This is a genomic window from Pusillimonas minor, from assembly GCF_014237865.1.
GTDB classification, from domain to species: Bacteria; Pseudomonadota; Gammaproteobacteria; order Burkholderiales; family Burkholderiaceae_B; genus Neopusillimonas; species Neopusillimonas minor.
Genome location: NZ_JACJUU010000008.1, coordinates 54,423 through 74,449 on the forward strand (window position 1 = coordinate 54,423; position 20,027 = coordinate 74,449).

The following is a 20,027-nucleotide window of genomic DNA, read 5'->3' on the forward strand; positions in this document are numbered from 1 at the left end:
CTTTTGTACATGACAGATCTGGTTAAAACCGAAGTGGTCGGCCGTGTAATGGTCATTACCATTAACCGCCCCGAGGCCCGTAACGCCATCAACTTTGAAACCGCACACGAAATGGCCAAGGCCTTTGACGCGCTTGATGCCGATGACAATGTCGTGATTGGCATCCTGACCGGTGCGGGCGGTTCGTTTTCGTCAGGGATGGATCTGAAAGCTTTTGCCAAAACCGGCCAGCGCCCGCTGGTGCCAGGCCGCGGCCTGGGCGGCTTGTGCGAAAAAAGCCCTAAAAAGCCGCTGATTGCGGCCGTCGAAGGCTATGCCCTGGCGGGCGGCTGCGAACTGGCATTGGCTTGCGACATGATTGTGGCGGCCAACAACGTTAAATTTGGTTTGCCCGAAACCAAGCGCGGTCTGGTGCCCAGTTCTGGCGGTATGTTGCGTTTGCCCAAGCGCATTCCGTACCACATTGCCATGGAATACATCTTGACCGGCGAAATGCTGCCCGCCGATCGCGCCTACCATTTTGGTATGGTGAACCGTTTGGTCGAGCCGGGCAAAGCCATTGAAGGCGCCCTGGAACTGGCCACCATTATTGGCGAAAATGGCCCCCTGGCTGTCCAGATGGCCAAGCGCATCGTGCTCGAATCCCAAGACTGGCGTCAGTCCGATATGTTCGATTTGCAGCGTCCGCGTGTTCAGCCTATTTTTGAGTCTGCCGACGCCAAAGAAGGTGCAACCGCGTTTGCCGAGAAGCGCAAGCCTGTCTGGCAAGGCAAATAATTTTCATGGTCAGGCGGCCCCGGTTTGGCGCCGCCCGACCCGCCCCGTTTTTTACCCCCATTACAGTAATCCGCCATGACTACCCTTATCAAAGAAGACGACCTGATCCAGTCGATTGCCGATGCGGTCCAGTTCATCAGCTACTACCATCCTGCCGACTACATTCAGCATCTGGCCCGCGCCTACGAACGCGAGCAAAGCCCGGCCGCCAAAGACGCCATTGCGCAAATTCTGACGAACTCGCGCATGTGTGCCGAAGGTCATCGGCCTATTTGCCAAGACACCGGCATTGTCAATGTCTTCCTGAAAATCGGCATGAACGTGCGCATCGATTCGCAGCGTTCCATGCAAGAGCTGTGCGACGAAGGCGTGCGCCGGGGCTACCTGAACCCCGATAACCCGTTGCGCGCATCGGTGCTGTCCGACCCGTTGTTTACGCGCAAGAACACGCGCGACAACACCCCCTGTATTGTGGGCGTCGAGCTGGTGGCCGGCGATACCGTTGATGTGCAGGTCGCGGCCAAAGGCGGCGGTTCCGAAAACAAATCTAAATTTGTCATGCTTAACCCCAGCGACTCTTTGGTTGACTGGGTGCTTAAAACAGTGCCCACCATGGGTGCTGGCTGGTGCCCGCCGGGCATGCTGGGTATTGGCGTTGGTGGTACGGCCGAAAAAGCCATGCTGATGGCCAAGCAGGCCCTTATGGAAGACATCGATATGTACGAACTGCTGGCCCGCGGCCCGCAGAACAAGCTTGAAGAGCTGCGTATCGAGCTTTACGAGAAAGTGAATGCGCTGGGTATTGGCGCTCAGGGTCTGGGTGGCTTGACCACCGTGCTTGACGTCAAGATCAACACGTTCCCCACCCATGCGGCCTCCAAGCCCGTGGCGATGATCCCCAATTGCGCCGCAACGCGTCACGTGCATTTCGTGCTCGACGGCTCCGGTCCTGCCGCACTCACGCCGCCGGCATTGTCCGATTGGCCCGACGTGAACTGGGCGCCCGACTACAACAAGTCGACCCAGGTCGACCTGAACACCCTGACCAAAGAACAAGTGGCCAGCTGGAAGCCGGGCCAAACCTTGTTGCTCTCGGGCAAAATGCTGACGGGCCGCGACGCCGCCCACAAGCGTATTCAAGAAATGCTCGAGCGTGGCGAGCCCTTGCCGGTCGAGTTCAAAAACCGTGTGATTTACTACGTTGGCCCGGTCGACCCGGTACGAGACGAAGTCGTTGGCCCTGCCGGCCCAACCACGGCCACACGCATGGATAAATTCACCGACATGATGCTCGAGAAGACCGGCTTGATCGCCATGATCGGTAAGGCCGAACGTGGCCCGGTAGCCATCGAGTCTATCCGTAACCATCAATCGGCCTACCTGATGGCCGTGGGTGGTTCGGCCTATCTGGTGTCCAAAGCCATTCGTGGCGCCAAGGTTGTTGGTTTCGAAGACCTGGGTATGGAAGCCATTTACGAGTTTGACGTGAAAGACATGCCGGTGACTGTGGCTGTAGACTCAACCGGTACATCGGTGCATCAGACCGGGCCTAAAGAATGGCAGGCGCGCATCGCCGATATCGCCATTCAGCCGGTTTAAGTGTTGCGGGGGGTGGCAGGCTTAGGGTAGCAGTTCAATGCCCTGGTCTGCGCACCCGGCCAACAGTGTATCTATAGAGCCTTGCGCCAGCATCAAGTCTGGCGCAAGGTTTTTTAATGGCCGCAACACAAAGGCGCGCTCGTGCATGCGCGGGTGGGGCAGGGTCAGCGTCGGGTCGTTCAGCACGACATCGCCATATAACAGCACGTCGAGGTCGAGCGTTCGCGGCGCATTGCGCCAAGGGCGTTCGCGGCCGAAATCGAGTTCGATTTTTTGCAAGGCGGTTAACAGGTCGTGCGGAGACAGCACGGTTTGCAACTGAACGACGGCGTTGACATAGTCCGGGCCGGACGAGTCGACAGGCGCGGTTCGGTAGAAGGGGGATGACACGACGGCGCGAATGCCGGTCAGCCCGGCAAGGGCCTCGCGAGCTTGCCTGAGTGTGGATACGGTATCACCCAGATTGGCGCCCAGGCCAATGTACGCAATTGCCCAGTCTGAAGCGGTGGTCATGTTGAACAGCGGCTTATTGGCCAGGCCGGCCCGGGACAAGCATAATGGGCCGGCTGCTGGTTTAATGGACTTTGGCCGCCGCGCCGGCGGGGTTTCGGCGTGGGCGTCGACGGCGCCGTGACCGGCTTGCCGCACCGCCCTCGTTGCGGTTGCGCACTTGGTACTGGTCAATCAGCGCGGCGCGGTCTTCAGGGTCGGCATTCGCCAGATCCATCCACCATTGGGCCTGAACGCTGTCTATTTCGTGCGACGCCGCCCGCAACTGCAAGAAGTCGACGGCAGCACGGAAGCGCGGGTGTTCGATCATGCGCCAGATGGCTTTGGGCGTGGCGCGTTCGAAACGCGGCTGCATGAACCAGATTTCGCGCATGTCGCCCTGAAAACGTTTTTGAATGGCCAGACGCCCTGATTGGTCGTCGACAACGACGTCCGCTGCTGTTACCAGCGCTTGCATGGGAGGCTCGCCGTCGAAAATGCCTTGCTTCCAGCGTTTGTCGACCATGCGCCAGAGCAGGGCGGCAAACAGAAAGCCCGGGCTGATGGTTTTGCCGGCGCGCACGCGCACGTCGGTGCGTTCGAGGGCCAGTTCGAGAAACTTGCGGTCGTCGGCGTCGTTGAGCAGCGTGTCGATGAAGGGCAGCAGGTGGCGGTGCAGGCCAAGTGCGCGCAACTGCTGCAGGCAATCCATGGCGTGGCCGCAGGTCAGCAGTTTGATGAGTTCGTCGAAAAGCCGTGATGCGGGTACGTTTTCGATGAGGTGGGCCATGGGCTTGATGGGCGCCAGAGAGGCCGGGTCGATGGTGGCGTTGAGTTTTGATGCAAACCGTACGGCCCGCAGCATGCGTACCGGGTCTTCCCGGTAACGGGTTTCGGGGTCGCCGATCATGCGTACGACTTTCTTTTTCAGGTCGGCCACGCCGTGGTGGTAATCGACGACTTCTTCGGTCAGCGGGTTGTAGTACAGCGCGTTCAGGGTGAAGTCGCGGCGGGCAGCGTCTTCGGCATTGGTACCGAACTGGTTGTCGCGCAAAATACGCCCATGTTCATCGGTTTCCTGGTCTTCAGAGGCCGGCGCCCGGAAGGTGGAGGTTTCGATGATTTCGGGGCCGAACACCACATGAACCAGCTGAAACCGCTTGCCGATGATGCGTGCGCGCCGGAAAAGGGGGCGGATCTGGTTTGGAGTTGCGTTGGTGGCGACATCGAAGTCTTTGGGTTCGAGGCCGACAATCAGGTCGCGCACCGCGCCGCCCACAATGTAGGCATCGTACCCGGCCTGGTTTAACACCTCGCATACCTTGATGGCGTGCCGGGAAACATTGCGCCGGTCAATGCCGTGTTTTTCAGGTTTCAGGCGTTCGGGGCCGCGGGCCGGCGATGAAAACAGTCGGCCGACAAAGTTTTTTATTGTTTCGGTAAGCATGGTCGGTATTTTAGGGCTTTGCGCGGGGCATGTCTGGAAAATTCATGAGGCGACGGTGGTGTTGCACACTGCAGGCGGTGCATCAGGGCGCGGCCAGGGCGGTGGCGTCTTCGTGGGCCAGGAACTCGCGCAACAGCGGCAATGTAATGGCCCGCTGCCTGGCCAGTGAATAATGGTCCAGCGCGTCAATTAACTGGCTCAGCCGGTTCATGTCGCGGGCGTAGTGGGTAAGAATCCAGTTGATGACTTCGGGCGACAAGTGCAGCCCGCGCTCTGAGGCGCGGGTCTGCAGGGCCTGGCCCCGCTCATCGTCTGATAGCAGTTCGAGCCTGAAGACCAGGTCCCAGCCCAACCGTGTGCGCAGGTCTTCGCGGACAGGCATATGCATGGGGGCACGGTCGCCGGCCACCAGCAGCGCAAAGGCATGCATACTGGATGCCGACTCGCGCCACCGGTTGTAAAGTGCAAACAGGGCGGCCTGGGCCTCGTCGTCGTAGCGCTCGACCCCATCGACCGCGATACGCCGGTAATCGATGACATCGGCTTCGACCAGGGTTTGCAGCAGCCGATTGGCGTTGTTGTGATGAATATACAAGGCGTGATCGGCAAACCCCAGTGCCTGCAGCAAGTGACTGCGGCCGGCGCCGGGTGGCCCCCACAGGTATACCGCCCGACCCGGTTCACAGCTCTGCAAGGCGGCAATGGCCGCCTGATTTTTGCCAGGCACATAGTTGTCCAGTGTAGGCACAGGCGCAGGCAGCAGGTTGAGGATCAGTTGTTGGGTCATTGATGGCGGTAAAAAGCGTAAAATGCGCCTTGGTATTTTATTTAAGACGCAATTCTTGCACATCCCACGGCTTTTCTCATGACAAACAATCAATCCTCCTCTTTAACGTACCGCGATGCGGGTGTCGACATCGATGCAGGCGACGCGCTGGTCGATCGCATCAAGCCGTTGGCGGCAAAAACCATGCGTGCCGGCGTTATGGCCGGGATTGGCGGGTTTGGTGCATTGTTCGAAGTGCCCAAAAACTACAAAGAGCCGGTGCTGGTGTCGGGTACCGACGGTGTGGGCACCAAGTTGCGTCTGGCATTCGAATGGCAGCGCCACGACACGGTGGGTATCGACCTGGTGGCCATGAGCGTCAACGATATTCTGGTGCAGGGTGCCGAGCCGCTGTTTTTCCTCGACTATTTCGCCTGCGGCAAGTTGTCGGTCGACACCGCTGCAGCCGTGGTGGGGGGCATTGCCAAAGGTTGCGAGCTGGCCAATTGTGCACTTATAGGTGGCGAGACCGCCGAGATGCCCGGCATGTACCCCGATGGCGAATACGACCTGGCTGGGTTTGCCGTTGGCGCGGTCGAAAAGTCGCTCATCATCGATGGCAAGTCCATTCAAGAAGGCGACGTCGTTCTGGGGCTCGCGTCCAGCGGTGCGCATTCAAATGGCTTTTCGCTGCTGCGCAAAATTATCGAAACCACCGGCGCAAAGCCTGAAGACGATCTGGGTGGCCGGCCTTTGGGCGATGTTGTCATGGCGCCCACACGCATTTACGTGCGTTCGGTCCTGGCGGCGCTCAAGGCGCACGGTGCGGCTATCAAAGGGCTGGCCCACATTACCGGGGGTGGCTTGCTCGACAACGTACCGCGCATTTTGCAGCCCGGCTTGTCGGCCCGGTTGCATCGCGATGCCTGGGAAATGCCCGAATTGTTCAAGTGGCTGCAGAAGGGCGGTAATGTGGCCGACACCGAAATGCATCGCGTATTCAACTGCGGCATTGGTATGGTCATTGTTGTGCCGGCTGATCAGGCCGACGCGGTTGCCGCCACCCTGACGGCAAATGGCGAGAGCGTCAGCCGTCTGGGCGAAATCGTTGCCCAAACCGGTGATATGCCGCAAACCGTTGTTGTTTAATTCATCAACAGGCACGCCATGCAAGGCCCGTAAAACCTAGCGGGTTTTATGCCCTAACCAAACCCCGCTGTGTTTTACAGCGGGGTTTGTTTTATTGGGTGACGGGTTACTGCGCTACAGGCCAGCGTAATGCGTTGACCACACGCCCGACGCCGCATCCAGCACCTGGGTGGCGGCGTCCGGGGCGAGGCAATCGACAACCTGGCGATCGGGTTGGGCGCGTAGCCATGTCAGTTGCCGTTTGGCCAGTTGGCGCGTTGCGGCAATCGCCTGTTCAATCGCCTGGGCTTTGTCGGTCTTGCCATCCAGGTAGTCCCACAGCTGACGATAGCCCACGCACCGTACTGACGGCAGGCCGGGGTGCAGGTCGCCCCGTTCATACAGCCGTTCAACTTCATTCATCAGGCCTTGCTCCAGCATGAGCTGGTAACGCAGCGCGATGCGCCGGTGCAAGGCCAGGCGGTCGGAGGGTTCGAGGCTGAGCGTGATGAAGTGGTGTGCGGTGCCGGCATTTTGTGATTTTTGTTGTTGCAGCAAAACCGACATCGGTTGCCCGCTAAGGTGCCAGATTTCCAGGGCTCGCTGAATACGCTGGCTGTCGTTGGGCGCCAGGCGCGCCGCCGTGACCGGGTCGACCTCGGCCAGGCGCGCATGCAGTGCCGGCCAGCCCAACTGCCCTGCCTCGGCTTCAAGCTCGGCCCGTAGTGCCGGGTTGGCCTGGGGCAGGTCGTTCAGACCTTCGCGCAGGGCTTTGTAATACATCATGGTGCCGCCGCAAAGCAGCGGGATGCGTCCCCGGGCAAGAGTCTGGTCAATCAGCGTGGTTGCGTCGGTACAGAACTCGGCGGCCGAATAGCTTTCGGCCGGGTCGCGGATATCGAGCAGGTGTTGCGGCACCATGGCTTGTTCGGCGGGGGTGGGCTTGGCGGTGCCGATGTTCATTTCCCGGTAAATTGTGGCCGAATCGACGTTGATGATTTCGATGGGCCAGCGTGCCGCGAGCGCCAGGGTCGAGGCGCTTTTACCAGCGGCGGTGGGGCCGGCCAGGCACAAGATAGGGGTAGGGTTCATTGGCCGCGCAGAAAGAATTTGTCGAGCTCGGGCAGGGACCAGTGCACCCAGGTGGGACGCCCGTGGTTGCATTGGTCGGCACGTTCGGTTTGCTCCATTTTACGCAACAGCGCGTTCATTTCGTCGAGCGTCAGGCGTCGATTGGCCCGGACCGACCCGTGGCAGGCCATGGTGGCCAGCAAGACGTTGCGCTGTTCAAGCAACTGCGCCGACGACCCGACCGATGACAGGTCGCCCAGCACATTGCGTGCCAGCGATTCGATGTCGCCACCGGCCAGCAAGGCAGGGACGGCACGCACCATGAGTGTTGCCGGGCCTGCAGGGCGCAGGATCAGGCCCAGGTCTTCAAGCGTTTCGGCATGTTCGTCGGCAATGGCAACATCTTTTTCGTTTGCCTGAAACACGACCGGAACGAGTAGTTCTTGTCTGGGCAGATCGCGCATGTCGATGGCGCGTTTCAGTTGCTCGTAGACGACGCGCTCGTGCGCAGCATGCATATCAACCAGAATCAGCCCGGTTGCGGTTTGCGACAGAATATAGATGCCGTGCAGCTGGGCCAGTGCCATGCCCAGCGGGAACTCGTGATCGGGCAGGGGGGCTGGCTGTGTGCGTGTTGTGCCGGCCGTTGCGGCAGCGGGCGCCAGTGGCCGGTACAGCGTTTGCCAGTCAGTGCCCTGCGCTTCAGCGGTAGCGCGATCTCGCAGGTTAAGGGCATGCTGCCCGTATGGCGAAAATGCGGGAGCGCGGTATTGCCCCGCCGGTGCGGGTGTGCCGTGCGACGCCAAATGGCTGGGCGACGGTGACGGCGAGCTTCCGGTAACGCGGTTGGCGGTGTCGTGGGGCAGGGCTTCATCGTGGCCAGAAGGGGCCTCAGGCGTGTGGTCGTTGTTGACACGTGCGGCATCCGCAGGCACAGGCTGGCCGCCGCCGGCAGTTTGGGCGAGTACCTGTGACAACGCCCGCGCGACAAACTGGTGTACGGCTCCGCTGTCGCGAAAACGGATTTCGTGCTTGGCCGGGTGGACGTTGACATCGACAGCATTTGGGTCAATGGATAAAAACAAGACAAACCCGGGTTGGCGATCGCCATGCAGGACGTCGGCGTAAGCCTGACGGATGGCGTGCGAGACGGTTTTGTCGCGGACATACCGGCCGTTGACGTAAAGATACTGACGATCGGCCCGGGCGCGGGCGTAAGTGGGGCGTGTAATCATGCCGTCGAGCCTGACCAGCCCCTGGTCGACACTGACACCCAGGCCCTGACTGACGAATTCATTGCCCAGCACGTCAAGTATGCGCTGGGCGATATCGCCGGCCCGCCAGTGTCGTTGCGGCTTGTCGTTATGAAACAGCCGGAACGCAACCTGGGGATGGGCCAGCGCAATGCGTTCGAGGATATCGACACAGTGCCCGTACTCGGTCGACTCGGTACGCAGGAACTTCCGGCGGGCCGGCACGTTTTCGAAGAGTTGGCGAACGTCGACCGTGGTGCCCTGCGGGCCGGAGGCTGCGGTGATGTCGGGTTGCTGGGCGGTGATTTGCCACGCATGGGGCGCATCGTCGGTGCGGGAGGTAAGCGTTAGCCGTGCCACCGCCCCGATGGACGCCAGCGCCTCGCCACGAAAGCCCATCGAGGCTACCGATTCGAGGTCGTCGAGAGATTTTATTTTGCTGGTGGCGTGGCGGGTTAAGGCAAGGGCCAGCTCGTTTTGGGCAATACCGCAACCATTATCGGAGACGGCAATACGACGAATACCGCCCCCATCAAGACGAACCTCGATGCTGGACGCGCCGGCATCAATGGCGTTTTCAAGAATCTCTTTCAGTACCGAGGCGGGTCGTTCAATGACCTCGCCGGCGGCGATTTGGCTGATGAGAAGATCGGGGAGGGGGGCAATTACGGGGCGTTGCGACATCGTAGGGGCAATTATGCCCGACGCGCGAGCCCCGGGCTAGTTGCGAAGTAATCGTTGATGCCTTTGAGCATGGCGGTGGCGATTTTGTCTTGGTGCCCGCCGCTGCGTAGCAGGCGCTCTTCTTCGGGGTTACTGATAAATGCCGTTTCAACCAGGATGGACGGGATGTCCGGCGCCTTGAGCACGGCAAACCCCGCACGTTCAACATATTTTTTATGCAGCCGGTTGATTTTGCCGATTTCGCTCAGGACGCGGCCACCGACTTTGACCGAGTCATTGATTTGTGCCGCCGTTGACATATCGAGCAAGACTTTGGCCACTTGCTGGTTGTGCGACCCCAGGTTGATACCGCCGATCAGGTCGGCATCGTTCTGGTTTTTGGCCAGCCAGCGGGCGGCGGCACTGGATGCCCCGTTTTGCGACAAGACAAAAACCGACGACCCCCGGGCACTGGGCTTGACCCAGGCGTCGGCATGGATAGACACAAACAGGTCGGCCTTCACCCGCCGCGCTTTTTGCACTCGAACCTGAAGTGGTACAAAGAAGTCGCCGTCGCGCGTCAGGTAGGCGCGCATGTTGGGTTGCGCGTCGATGAGTTTTTTGAGGCGACGGGCAATCGCCAGCACAATGTGCTTTTCGTAGGTGCCGCTGGGGCCGACCGCGCCGGGGTCTTCGCCGCCATGGCCGGGGTCGAGTGCAATAAGAATCGGGCGATTGGGGCGCTCGGTGTCGGGCATGGCCGGCGTGGGCGCAGCCTGAGGGGCCGGCTTTTTCTGGGCAATAGGGGGCAGTTGCTGGCCGTCAACCGACGGGATAGGCGCCGAGGGTGAGCCGGCCTGCGCCAGATTTTCAAGAACTTCGGCCAGTGGGTCGCTATCGTCGCCCATATTGCTTAGCGCCAATAGCGGGTCTTGGGCAATTTTCGGGTACAGGTCAAGCACCAGGCGGTACTTGTACTCGCCAATGGGTTTAAGCGTGAACACCTGCGGGGCGATGGCCTGTTTCAGATCAAAAACCAGGCGAATGACGTCGGGGCGGTTTTGCGCCACGCGCACGGTGGCAATATACGGGTCGTTGGGTTTGACCTTGGATACCAGTTCGTTGATAGCCTGGTTCATGGTCAGCCCGTTAATGTCGACCACCAGACGATGTGGTCCCTCAAGGGTGAAGTGTTCGGCTTTGAGTTCGGTGTCGAGTTCTAGCGTGACGCGGGTATATTCGTCGGCCGGCCAGGTACGGACTGCCAGGATGGTTGCCGCCCGGGCCATTTTCGGGATAACAGGCAGCGCAAACAGTGTGGTTGCAGTTGCGATCAGACGCCGACGGACGCGCCCGGCGGGTGAGATCCCCTCGGTGGAAGCACTAGTCTGGTTAGCCATGATTGTCCTTTGTTGCTATAGGCGATTAATCGTGCTTGTCGTCCGGTTTCTGCGTAGCTCAGGTTGATTTCAAGGTCGGGCAAAGGGAGCAGCCCGCCGGCCTGTTCCGGCCATTCGATGAGCACAACTGCTTGTTTTTGCAGGATATCTCGGAACCCAGCATCTATCCATTCTCGTGGATCGCTAAATCTATAAAAATCAAGATGATACAAGTATAAGTTAGAAACTTTATAGCTTTCAAGCAAAGCATAGCTCGGGCTTTTGATCCGGCCGGTGACGCCGCATGCGCGCAGCAAGGCCCGGGCAAAGCTGGTTTTGCCCGCACCGAGGTCGCCACGAAGATGAATGCGTCCGCCCTGTGGTGTGCCCGGATGGCCTGGGTCGTCGGCCAGCAACAGGGGTGCGATTTGCGTCGCCAGTGCAATAGTGCTGCTTTCGTCTTCTAAATAAGTTTCAACTTCGCCCAAAACGCGGTTTTCTGTCGTCATGATGATTTACCTGATATGGCCCGCGGCATTGTAGTGCATACCCGTGTGCCCAGAGCTTCGGGCGGCATGCCGCCGCATCTTCTGCTGCCGGAAAAGCAACAGCACTTGCATTGTCCGGGAATGCAAGTGCTGTCATGAAAAATTCACGTTAACACTGAGACAAAAATACAACATTGCATGCTGCTAAAATGGCGGCGCTGCGTCTCCGTAGTTAAATGGATATAACTTTCCCCTCCTAAGGGAAGATTACAGGTTCGATTCCTGTCGGGGACGCCACGCGCTAAATCGGTTTGCATCCCGCCGGTGTTTCGCGGCGATGCACCCGTTCAAGGTGTCAGCACGCTTAACGCGCCATCTCAACGCGGTTACGTCCGTTTTTCTTGGCGTTGTACAGCGCTTCATCGGCCCGTTTCAACGAGGCCTCGACGCTGCCGCCTTCGGGCGACCAGTACGCCACCCCCAAAGATATCGTAATGTGCCCCGGCCCGGGCAGGCCGTGCCAGGCATCGACATGCGCACGCAGACGTTCGGCGACGTGCTGGGCGCCGTCTGGCGGGGTGGCGGGAAGCAGCATTAAAAATTCTTCGCCGCCGCTTCTGCACAGCAGGTCTTCATCGCGCGAGCACGTACGCATGGCGTCGGCCAGGAACTGCAGGATCAGGTCGCCGGTGTCGTGCCCCCAGGTGTCATTGACGGGCTTGAAGTGGTCGATGTCGACTGCAACGATGGCGAAGTCCTGGCGGCTTTGCTCCAGAGCGGCCAGGGCCATTTCCTGACCTCGGCGATTTAACAGGCCTGTGAGGGCATCGGTTTGCGCATCGAGGTTGAGTTTGACGATGCGGTGATGAAACGTGTTCATGCTTTCGAGCATGGCTTTTTTCAGCTGGCTGGCTTCGTAGTACCACGGTTCAACCTGCCCGATTTTTTCGGCGGTTTCGGGTTGGTCGAGCGCACGGGCACCCTGGGCCAGTTGCGACAGCGGGCGGGAAATCAGGCGCGCCATCCACCAGGCTAGGCCAAGAATGATCAGCGCCGGTATCGCCGTGTCTTTCAGCACGCCGGCCATCAGGGCGCCAAGGGGTTCAAGTGCCGCATTGGTGGGGGCTTGGGCCACAATGCCCCAGCCGGCAATTGTCAGTGGTGCATAGCCCGCCAGCATTTCTATTCCTTGGCTGTTGCGTGCCTGCATGTAGCCGGTTTCTCCGGCCAGCACGGCATCGACGACCGGGTTTTGACCAACCGTCGTGCCCACTCGGCGCGACTCGGGGTGGTAGAGTAATTGTCGATCTTGGTCGACGGCGAACAGGTAAGACCCATCGCTGTAGTAGTGTTCGCTGAGTAACCGGTCAAGGCTGTTGGCTTGTCCCAGGTAAATACTGCCACCGATATAGCCCAGGTATTTTCCTGAAGCCGAAAAAATAGGTTGGGACAGCACGATGACCCGGTTACCGCTGGCACCGGTGTAAGGCTTTGAAATAACGGGGCTTTGAAGCTGCAGGGCTTCTTTGGCACCGAGGGTCTCCAGTGATTTTCCGATCAGCGTATCGAGGGGTGCGGCGGCCAACACCTTGCCCGTGGCATCGGCAACCAGCACCGAATCGAAGCTTTCTGTTTGTCGGTAGACGCGTGACACCTCGGTTTGCAGGGCTTGCGGGATGTCCATCAGTTTGTTGACCTCTTTCGCGCTGTAGCGAAGTAATTGCATGGAAGACGCCAGGTAGTCGCTGGTGGCTGATGCCACTTTGGTGGCGTAAGCATGATTAAGTTGCAACCGGTTCTTGATCAGGATTTGTTCCTGGGCTTTGTAGCTGGCATAAAAACTGTTGGCGAGCATGATCAGGCCGGTTACAACGGCCAGAGAAATAATCAGTCGACGCAGGTCAAGGTGTTTGAGTCGTATCATTGGGTGCGGCTGTTTACCTCGGTACTTTCAAAACTTAGCCCCGCGGGTGATGCTGTGCGTGCAGGGTTTTTAAACGTTCGCGTGCCACATGGGTATAAATTTGTGTGGTTGAAATGTCGGCATGGCCCAACAATAACTGTACGACACGCAAATCGGCGCCATGGTTCAGCAGGTGGGTGGCAAAGGCATGGCGCAATACGTGCGGCGACAGCGGTGCGGTAATACCTGCCCGAAGCGCATATTTTTTCACGATAAGCCAGAATGACTGCCGTGTCATGGCGCCGCCGCGCGCAGTAACAAACAGTGCGTCGCTGCGTTTGGGGCCTAGCAAAGCCGGGCGCGATGCCCCCATATAGTGTTGCATCCAGTGTACTGCTTCAGCACCTAGCGGCACCAGCCGGTCTTTCCCGCCCTTGCCCATCACGACGCGCACCACGCCTTCGTCAAGGTTGGCGTCCAGCAGTTTCAGCGAAACCAGTTCAGTGACGCGAAGGCCTGTGGCGTAGAGTGTTTCCAGCATTGCCCTGTCGCGCATGCCAAGCGCAAGATTGGTGTCGGGCGCGGTCAGCAAGGCGTCGACGTTGGCTTCGGAAAGTGTTTTTGGAAAACGAGTTGGCTGTCGCGCGCTTTTCAGCGTAAGGCAGGGGTCATGCTGTACATGATTTTGCCTTTTCGCCCAAAGAAAAAATCGTCTCAACGTGGCCAGGCGACGGTTGGCTGTGGTGGCTTTGGAGGTCGCGTGCTGGCTGGCAAACCAAGCCTGGATGTCGGACGTTTGCGTGTGGATGAGCGTTTTGCCCTGTGTGTCGCCCAGCCATTGGGTAAACGCAGACAGGTCTCGCCGGTAGGCGGCAAGGGTGTTGTTTGCCAACCCGTCTTCAAGCCACAGGGCGTCAAGAAAGGGCTGAATCAGGGGCGAAGGGAGAGGCGAGGTTCGGGCAAGACTCATGAGGAACAACTCGTAGGCAAAATGATCTGGCCGGGAAGCGAGCGACCATGAACGACACGGTAAACTGCCGGTTTCTGAACCGGGCCGCAGCCATGCAAAGTACTGTAACTGATTTGGATTCATTGGACATCACGACGCTTGCACAATTGTTGGAAATGGACAGCCAGCAGACGTTAGTGTTGACGGTAAACAACCGGCATGCCCGTCGTTTGTTATCTGAGCTTTCGGATTCGCTGCGCGATGATCGGCGTGTGATGCCCTTGCCCGCCATTGTGCCCCTGGCCGCTTGGTTTCGGCAGGCGGCCGATCAATTGTCTTTTTTGCCGCAAGCCGCTACGCCTGCGCATTATCTTGATGTTTTTGCCGCGCGGGGTCTTTGGCAGCAGGTGATCGAGGCCGTTGAGGGTGAAGAGACGCTGCTGGACACCAGCATGGCAGCGCGCCTGGCCGCCGAGGCCGACACGCTGATGAGCGAGTGGCAGCTTGATGTCGATCCTGCCGCTGAGACACACGACTTTCAGCGGTTTTCGCTATGGCAAAGTCGTTATGCTGAATGCCTTGCCGAACGCGACGCTGAAGACGTGAACGCGAGTATCGGGCGCGTTTGTGATGCCGCGGCCCAGGGCGTTCTACCGCTCGATTTCACGACGCTGGTGCTGGCTGGTTTTAACGAGTTGTCGCCCCGGATGTCGACGTTGCTGTCGGGGTTGGCAACACGCGGCGTGCATTGCCTGGTGCTGCAGGGGCAACGACCGTCTGCCGGGGCACGGTTGCGCTATGCGCTGCCGGATACCGATCAGGAGTGGTGGGCTGCCGCGCGTTGGGCAAAATACAACCTGCAGCAGAACCCGCGCGGTCGTTATGCCATTGTGGCCAGTCGTCTGGAAGCCGATGTGGCGTTGGCGCACCGCGCGTTGCGCCTGACTTTGCCGCCTGGCGAAGGTTATAACGTTGCAGTGGCCCGCCCGCTGGCGCAGTGGCCGCTGGTGCGTGCAGCGTTGGCCTGGCTTAGTGTGCTTGCCGATTTCCGTATTACGGGTGTGTCTACACCAAGGCAATTGGGCACGGCGTTATTGGCCGGCGCCTGTGTGGGTGCGCATGCCGAAGCTGCGGCGCGCGCCAGGCTTGATGCCGATTGGCGTCACAAGTCGGTAACGCAGATCTCTCTACTCCAGTTTACCGGCATGTTGGCCAACGCCACGCCGCAATTGCATCAAGCCTGGCTTGGTTGTGTCGACGTGCTGATGGCTGATCGCAGCCGTCTGGGTTTGCATGCCTGGTCGGCGAAATTTCGTGATCTGTTGGGCAGGCTGGGGTTTCCCGGCTCGTCTCCCGGCAGTGCCGCGTTCCAGACGCTGGAAGCCCTTGATCGCGCCCTGGGCCAGTTAGGGCAGTACGACATTGTCTGGGGTGAGGTGTCCTTCGCGAAGGCGGTTGGCTTGTTGACCCGATTGGTGCGCGAAACCTTGTTTCAACCCCAACGCGATCCGGCGGCGCGCCTTGATGTGTTGGGTTTGCTTGAGGCCGAGGGCGGCAGTTGGGACGGCGTTTGGGTGTTGGGCCTTACCGATGAGGTCTTGCCCGCGTCGACGCGTCCGAATCCTTTGCTGCCGGCTCATGTATTGCGTCATGCGGGTGCGCCGCGCGCCACGCCCGAACGGGAACTGCAATGGGCAGGCGTGTTGTTCGACGACCTGTGCCGTTTGGCGCCGCAGGTTTGTTTCAGCCATGCCTCGCACGAAGGCGAACGCGAGTTGCGACCTAGCCCTTTTATTGCGCACACCCCCGAAGCGATCACACCGGGTTATCTGCAGCCGCCGGCTGCGGGCGCCGGCACGCGCCTTGAGGTATTGACCGACGACCAGGGGCCCGCGTTGCAGGCCGATGCGGTCATGCCGGGGGGGATATCCCTGATCGATTATCAGTCACGAAATCCCCTCTGGGCTTTCGTCAAATATCGGCTTGGGGCTTCGCAGCTGCCAGATTACGGCCAGTTGGCCGACCAGAACGCGCGTGGTCTGTTCATGCACCGCGCATTGGAGCTGGTCTGGAAGTCATTGAAACATCAGGACGCTCTGCATGAGGCCGCCGTACAGGGGCAAGTGGCGTCGATTGTTGACGAGGCCATCTTGGCGGCGGCTCAGGAGCATTTGGCGGGCTACGGCGACACCTTGAAGCGCCTCGAACAAGAGCGGGGGCGTGTGGTGGTGCTGCAGTGGCTTGCGCTTGAGCAGGCGCGCATGCCGTTTGCCATCGAAGCGCTGGAGCAGCCAGTGACCTGGCAGTTTGGCCCATTGGGTCTGAAGCTTCGGTTGGATCGTATCGATCGCCTGCATGATGGCAGCCTGGCCATCGTCGATTACAAAACCGGCAATGGCAATATCGATCCAAAGTCCGACTGGTCGCGCCAGCGACTGGTCGACTTGCAGTTACCGTTTTATGCGGCAGTCATGGGGGGAGGCGGCACGGATGCCGGTGTGGGTGCGTTGGTACTGGCGCAATTGCATGCCCGGGGTTGTCAGGTGCGCGGGTTGGCCGATGCCGACTTGGGTGTGCCGGGGCTGGCGTCGGTATCCGATTGGCCGGCCTTCGAGGGCCTTGACTGGTCCGCCGTGCTGTTGCGGTGGCGGCAAGCTATCGAGGGGTTAGCCAATGATTTCATCCGGGGCGATGCCCGTAACCGGTTCGAGAAAAGAGCCGATCTAGATTACTGTGATGTTTTGCCTTTCTTAAGACTGAATGAAGCCGGGAGCGATAATGTCTGAGCCGATTCACGATGCAGCCGCACGGCGGCAGGCCCTCGACCCGCAACGTTCGTTTCTGGTGCAGGCGCCGGCGGGCTCCGGGAAAACAGAGCTGTTGACCGATCGTATTCTGGCTTTGTTGGCTACTGTCGAGCGGCCGGAGGAAATTGTCGCCATCACCTTTACGCGTAAGGCGGCCTCCGAAATGCACGCCCGGGTGTTACTTAAACTGGCGCAAGGGCTGGGCCCGGAACCGCCCGAAGCTCATCGCCGTGAAAGCTGGCAGCTGGCGCGCGCGGCCATCGAGCGTGACCGCCAGATGGGGTGGCAATTATTGCAATACCCGGCGCGGCTTAGCATCCGGACGATTGATGCCTTTTGTGCGCATTTGGTCAAAGGCATGCCATGGCTAAGCACAATGGGCGGCATGCCCGGGGTGTGCGACGACGCCGGCCGGTATTACCGAGAGGCGGCGCAGGCGACGATAGGGCTGGTCGACGATGTTGAGTCGGTTGCCAGGGTGTTGGCACACCTTGATGTCAATCTGCGCGCAGCCGAAACCCTGCTGGCCGAAATGCTGGGAAGCCGCGACCAATGGATGCCGCTGCTTGATGCTGGCAGTGATGCCCGGTTGCTGGCCAGGTTTCTGACCGAAACGATTGACGAAGACGTGGCGCGGCTGGCCGTGCTGATGCCGTCAGGATGGTCGCAAGACTTGGCTGTGCCTTGTCGGACGGCGGCAGACGCTCTGGCCTCGGAAGGGAAAATGCCCGAGGTCTTGCCGTTGGTTGACTGGGACGGCAGCCCGTTCGACGCATCGCAGGCCGATTTGCCGCGTTGGCAGGCCTTGGCCGCGTTTCTGTTGACCAAAGACGGGCGCCTGCGCAAGACGGCCAACAAGACAACGGGCTTCGAGGCCAAGTCAGCGCATCGCGCCGTCTTTCTGGCCTGGCTTCAAAACTTTGATGGCAACGAGTCCTGGGTGGATGCGCTGGCCGAGATCCGCTCAGCGCCCGCGCAGGGCTATCAAGACTGGCAGCTCGACGTTTTGGGTGACCTGCTCGAGGTGCTGCGTTTGGCCTGGGCGCAACTGATGGTTCAGTTTTCGCAGGCGGGCGAAGTCGACTTTATAGAGGTTTCGCAACGGGCGTTGCGTGCACTGGGCAGCGCCGATGACCCGACCGATTTATTGCTGTCTCTGGACAGCGCCATCCGTCACTTGCTGGTAGACGAGTTCCAGGACACCAGCCAGGCGCAGATAGAGTTGCTGGAACGCCTGACATCAGGCTGGATGCCCGACGACGGACGGACCCTGTTTTTGGTGGGCGACCCCATGCAGTCTATTTATCGCTTTCGTAAAGCCGAGGTCGGGCTGTTCTTGAAGGTGCGCGAAGCCGGCCTTGGGCAGGTGCCGCTGACGTCGCTTCAATTGACCACCAATTTTCGTTCCCAGACGTCAGTTGTCGATTGGGTTAATGGCGTCTTCGGGCCATTGTTCCCGGCGGCGCCTCATATCGGTCTGGGGGCGATTCCTTACTCGTCTTCGGTCGCGTTTAATCCGCCGCTTGACGGGTTGGGTGTTTCCCTTCACCCGGTATGGTCGGGCGGCGAAGACGGCGCCGACGAGGCCAGCGCACAGGAGGCCGCCCAATTGGTGGTGCAGCTCGCGCGCGACGCCCTGGCGCGCAACCCCGAAAGCGGGCATCCCGTCGCAGTGCTGGTGCGTGCGCGTAGTCACCTGAAAGACGTTGTTCGTCAATTGACAAGTCAGGGCATCCCGTGTCGTGCCGTTGAGCTGGTGTCATTGAAGACGCGTCAAGTGGTTGCCGATCTGGTGCAGTTGGCGCGCGCGCTGTCTCATCCGGGCGACCGGCTAGCCTGGCTTTCGGTGTTGCGTTCGCCCTTGTGTGGCTTGCGCCTGAGCACATTGCATGCGCTGTTTGGCCAAGAAACCGCCCGACCTGCGCCTTTGATGCTGGCCGATTATGTGCGTGATGACGATCCGGCCGCCTGGGGCGTGGCCAACGATGAGCATCAACGTGTGCTGCATGCGGCTGCTGTGTTGCTTGATCGCGGTAACGACGAAGGCGTCGTGCCGTTTGCATCGTGGCTGGAAACCGCGTGGCAAAGGCTGGGCGGAGCCACGGTTTATGCTACCCACGATGACCGGGCCGATAGCCAGGCCTTTTTCCGTCTGATCGAAAAACTCGCACCGTTCGGCGGGCTCGACCCTGCCGAGCTTGAAACCCAGCTGGACAGGCTGTTTGCCACACCAGGTCATCAGGCCGGCCCGGCGGTTGAGGTCATGACCATTCACAAATCAAAAGGCCTGCAATTCGACACGGTAATTTTGATGGGGCTGCATCATGGCGCCACCAATGATAACCAGCGACTGGTGCATTTTGAGTTCAGCGAAGGGCGGTTATTGATCGGGCCGATACGGCCCAAGGCCTCCGAGCAGGCCGATCCGATCACCACCTACTTGCGTGAGCGCGAGAAAAAAAGGTCGGCCTATGAAATTGACCGTTTGTTGTACGTGGCGGCCACCCGTGCCCGACATCAACTATGTCTTATAGCCCAGCTTTCGCTCGATAAAGACGGCGGGGTGGCGCCGCCCAGGGCGGGCAGTTTGCTCAGCCGATTGTGGCCGCACATACCGCAACCGCCCGCACCCGATGCAATGGCATTGCCGGCCCACGGGATGACGGGAGCCGCCGTATCCAGCGTCGATAGCCGACCCTTGCTGCGGTTGCCGCTGGCGGCGCTGCCAGACGCCGATTGTGCGGCGCTTGTCGCGTCCGGGGACGCGGGCAGGCCCTGGGAATGGTCGCAAGCCTTGAACGAAGATGCCCTTGTCGGCACTGTCGCGCATGCCTGGCTTGAACGCCTGGGCAAAACGGGTGCCGACAGCTGGACGGTTGAGCGCGTCCGGGCCCAGGCGCCTGTGGTTCGGCGTCAGTTGTCGAGAGCCGGTGTGCCGGGCGACCGACTTGATACCGCTACGGCGGCGGTGTGCGAAACGCTTGAGGCAACATTAAGTAGCGCGCGTGGCCGTTGGCTGCTTGGCTTGGCCAAAGCGTATCGCGAATGGTCATTGCTTGATGTCTCGGGCCGGGTGTCGGTGATTGACCTGGCCGTATCGGACGAGCAGGGCTGGCTGGTGGTCGACTACAAAACGGGCCGCCCCCAAGACGGCGAACAGGTAAATCAGTTTGCCGACCGCATGCGGGCACGCTACGCCGAGCAGATGGCCCGCTACCGTGCCCAGGTCAGTGCCCTCGACGGCCGACCGTCACGTTCGGCGCTTTATTTTCCGCGGGCCGACATTTGGATCGACGATTGAAAATCCT

The 20,027-nt window shown here is 60.1% G+C and carries 14 protein-coding genes and 1 tRNA gene; 6 read left to right on the top strand and 9 right to left on the bottom strand.

Annotated elements, in window-relative coordinates:
- The first annotated feature begins 9 nt into the window (after positions 1 to 9).
- Both GTU67_RS10760 and GTU67_RS10765 read left to right on the top strand, forming a co-directional pair.
- On the top strand, positions 10 to 777 hold the full coding sequence (locus tag GTU67_RS10760) for a crotonase/enoyl-CoA hydratase family protein (protein WP_093970608.1): 768 nt from the start codon (positions 10 to 12) through the stop codon (positions 775 to 777).
- Positions 778 to 852: 75 nt separating this feature from the next.
- Positions 853 to 2,376 (top strand): fumarate hydratase, encoded by a 1,524-nt coding sequence (locus tag GTU67_RS10765; RefSeq protein ID WP_185780071.1) that lies wholly within the window; start codon positions 853 to 855, stop codon positions 2,374 to 2,376.
- Positions 2,377 to 2,397: 21 nt separating this feature from the next.
- Here GTU67_RS10765 and folK read toward each other — a convergent pair whose 3' ends face one another.
- The 3 genes from folK to hda form a co-directional block, all read right to left on the bottom strand.
- A complete protein-coding gene (folK, locus tag GTU67_RS10770) occupies positions 2,398 to 2,889 on the bottom strand; it encodes a 2-amino-4-hydroxy-6-hydroxymethyldihydropteridine diphosphokinase (RefSeq protein ID WP_185780072.1) in 492 nt (163 codons plus the stop codon).
- Between the two features lie 61 nt (positions 2,890 to 2,950).
- Positions 2,951 to 4,312 carry a polynucleotide adenylyltransferase PcnB gene (gene pcnB, locus GTU67_RS10775; RefSeq protein ID WP_185780073.1) on the bottom strand — a complete coding sequence of 454 codons (1,362 nt, stop codon included), beginning with the start codon at positions 4,310 to 4,312 and terminating at the stop codon, positions 2,951 to 2,953.
- 82 nt (positions 4,313 to 4,394) lie between these two features.
- The gene (gene hda / locus GTU67_RS10780) at positions 4,395 to 5,099 is read right to left on the bottom strand and encodes a DnaA regulatory inactivator Hda (RefSeq protein ID WP_185780074.1); all 705 of its coding nucleotides are present in this window, start codon (positions 5,097 to 5,099) and stop codon (positions 4,395 to 4,397) included.
- A gap of 78 nt (positions 5,100 to 5,177) precedes the next feature.
- On the opposite strand from hda, the gene purM reads away from it, so the two are divergent.
- On the top strand, positions 5,178 to 6,227 hold the full coding sequence (purM, locus tag GTU67_RS10785; protein ID WP_185780075.1) for a phosphoribosylformylglycinamidine cyclo-ligase: 1,050 nt from the start codon (positions 5,178 to 5,180) through the stop codon (positions 6,225 to 6,227).
- A gap of 114 nt (positions 6,228 to 6,341) precedes the next feature.
- Here the strand turns inward: purM and miaA are convergent, their stop codons facing one another.
- From miaA to tsaE, 4 genes are read right to left on the bottom strand one after another with little or no spacing between them, the layout of a single operon-like run.
- Positions 6,342 to 7,298, bottom strand: coding sequence for a tRNA (adenosine(37)-N6)-dimethylallyltransferase MiaA (gene miaA, locus GTU67_RS10790; protein ID WP_185780076.1), 957 nt, complete (start codon positions 7,296 to 7,298; stop codon positions 6,342 to 6,344).
- Positions 7,295 to 9,214 (bottom strand): DNA mismatch repair endonuclease MutL, encoded by a 1,920-nt coding sequence (mutL, locus tag GTU67_RS10795; protein ID WP_185780077.1) that lies wholly within the window; start codon positions 9,212 to 9,214, stop codon positions 7,295 to 7,297. The genes miaA and mutL overlap by 4 nt, the downstream gene beginning before the upstream one ends.
- Before the next feature lie 11 nt (positions 9,215 to 9,225).
- A complete protein-coding gene (locus GTU67_RS10800; RefSeq protein ID WP_185780078.1) occupies positions 9,226 to 10,593 on the bottom strand; it encodes an N-acetylmuramoyl-L-alanine amidase in 1,368 nt (455 codons plus the stop codon).
- Positions 10,527 to 11,081, bottom strand: coding sequence for a tRNA (adenosine(37)-N6)-threonylcarbamoyltransferase complex ATPase subunit type 1 TsaE (gene tsaE, locus GTU67_RS10805; protein WP_185780079.1), 555 nt, complete (start codon positions 11,079 to 11,081; stop codon positions 10,527 to 10,529). Before tsaE ends, GTU67_RS10800 begins: the two co-directional genes overlap by 67 nt.
- Positions 11,082 to 11,282: 201 nt before the next feature.
- On the opposite strand from tsaE, the gene GTU67_RS10810 reads away from it, so the two are divergent.
- Positions 11,283 to 11,357 (top strand) — tRNA-Arg (locus GTU67_RS10810).
- Positions 11,358 to 11,424: 67 nt separating this feature from the next.
- Here the strand turns inward: GTU67_RS10810 and GTU67_RS10815 are convergent.
- Together GTU67_RS10815 and xerD are read right to left on the bottom strand one after the other, a co-directional pair.
- Positions 11,425 to 12,984 (bottom strand): sensor domain-containing diguanylate cyclase, encoded by a 1,560-nt coding sequence (locus GTU67_RS10815; protein WP_185780080.1) that lies wholly within the window; start codon positions 12,982 to 12,984, stop codon positions 11,425 to 11,427.
- A 34-nt stretch (positions 12,985 to 13,018) separates the two neighbouring features.
- Positions 13,019 to 13,933 (bottom strand): site-specific tyrosine recombinase XerD, encoded by a 915-nt coding sequence (gene xerD, locus GTU67_RS10820; RefSeq protein ID WP_185780081.1) that lies wholly within the window; start codon positions 13,931 to 13,933, stop codon positions 13,019 to 13,021.
- Between the two features lie 47 nt (positions 13,934 to 13,980).
- Here xerD and GTU67_RS10825 point away from each other — a divergent pair, with 47 nt between their 5' ends.
- Both GTU67_RS10825 and GTU67_RS10830 read left to right on the top strand, forming a co-directional pair.
- A complete protein-coding gene (locus GTU67_RS10825; RefSeq protein WP_249417686.1) occupies positions 13,981 to 16,698 on the top strand; it encodes a PD-(D/E)XK nuclease family protein in 2,718 nt (905 codons plus the stop codon).
- Positions 16,691 to 20,020 carry a UvrD-helicase domain-containing protein gene (locus tag GTU67_RS10830; protein ID WP_185780082.1) on the top strand — a complete coding sequence of 1,110 codons (3,330 nt, stop codon included), beginning with the start codon at positions 16,691 to 16,693 and terminating at the stop codon, positions 20,018 to 20,020. The genes GTU67_RS10825 and GTU67_RS10830 overlap by 8 nt, the downstream gene beginning before the upstream one ends.
- Positions 20,021 to 20,027 lie beyond the last annotated feature (7 nt).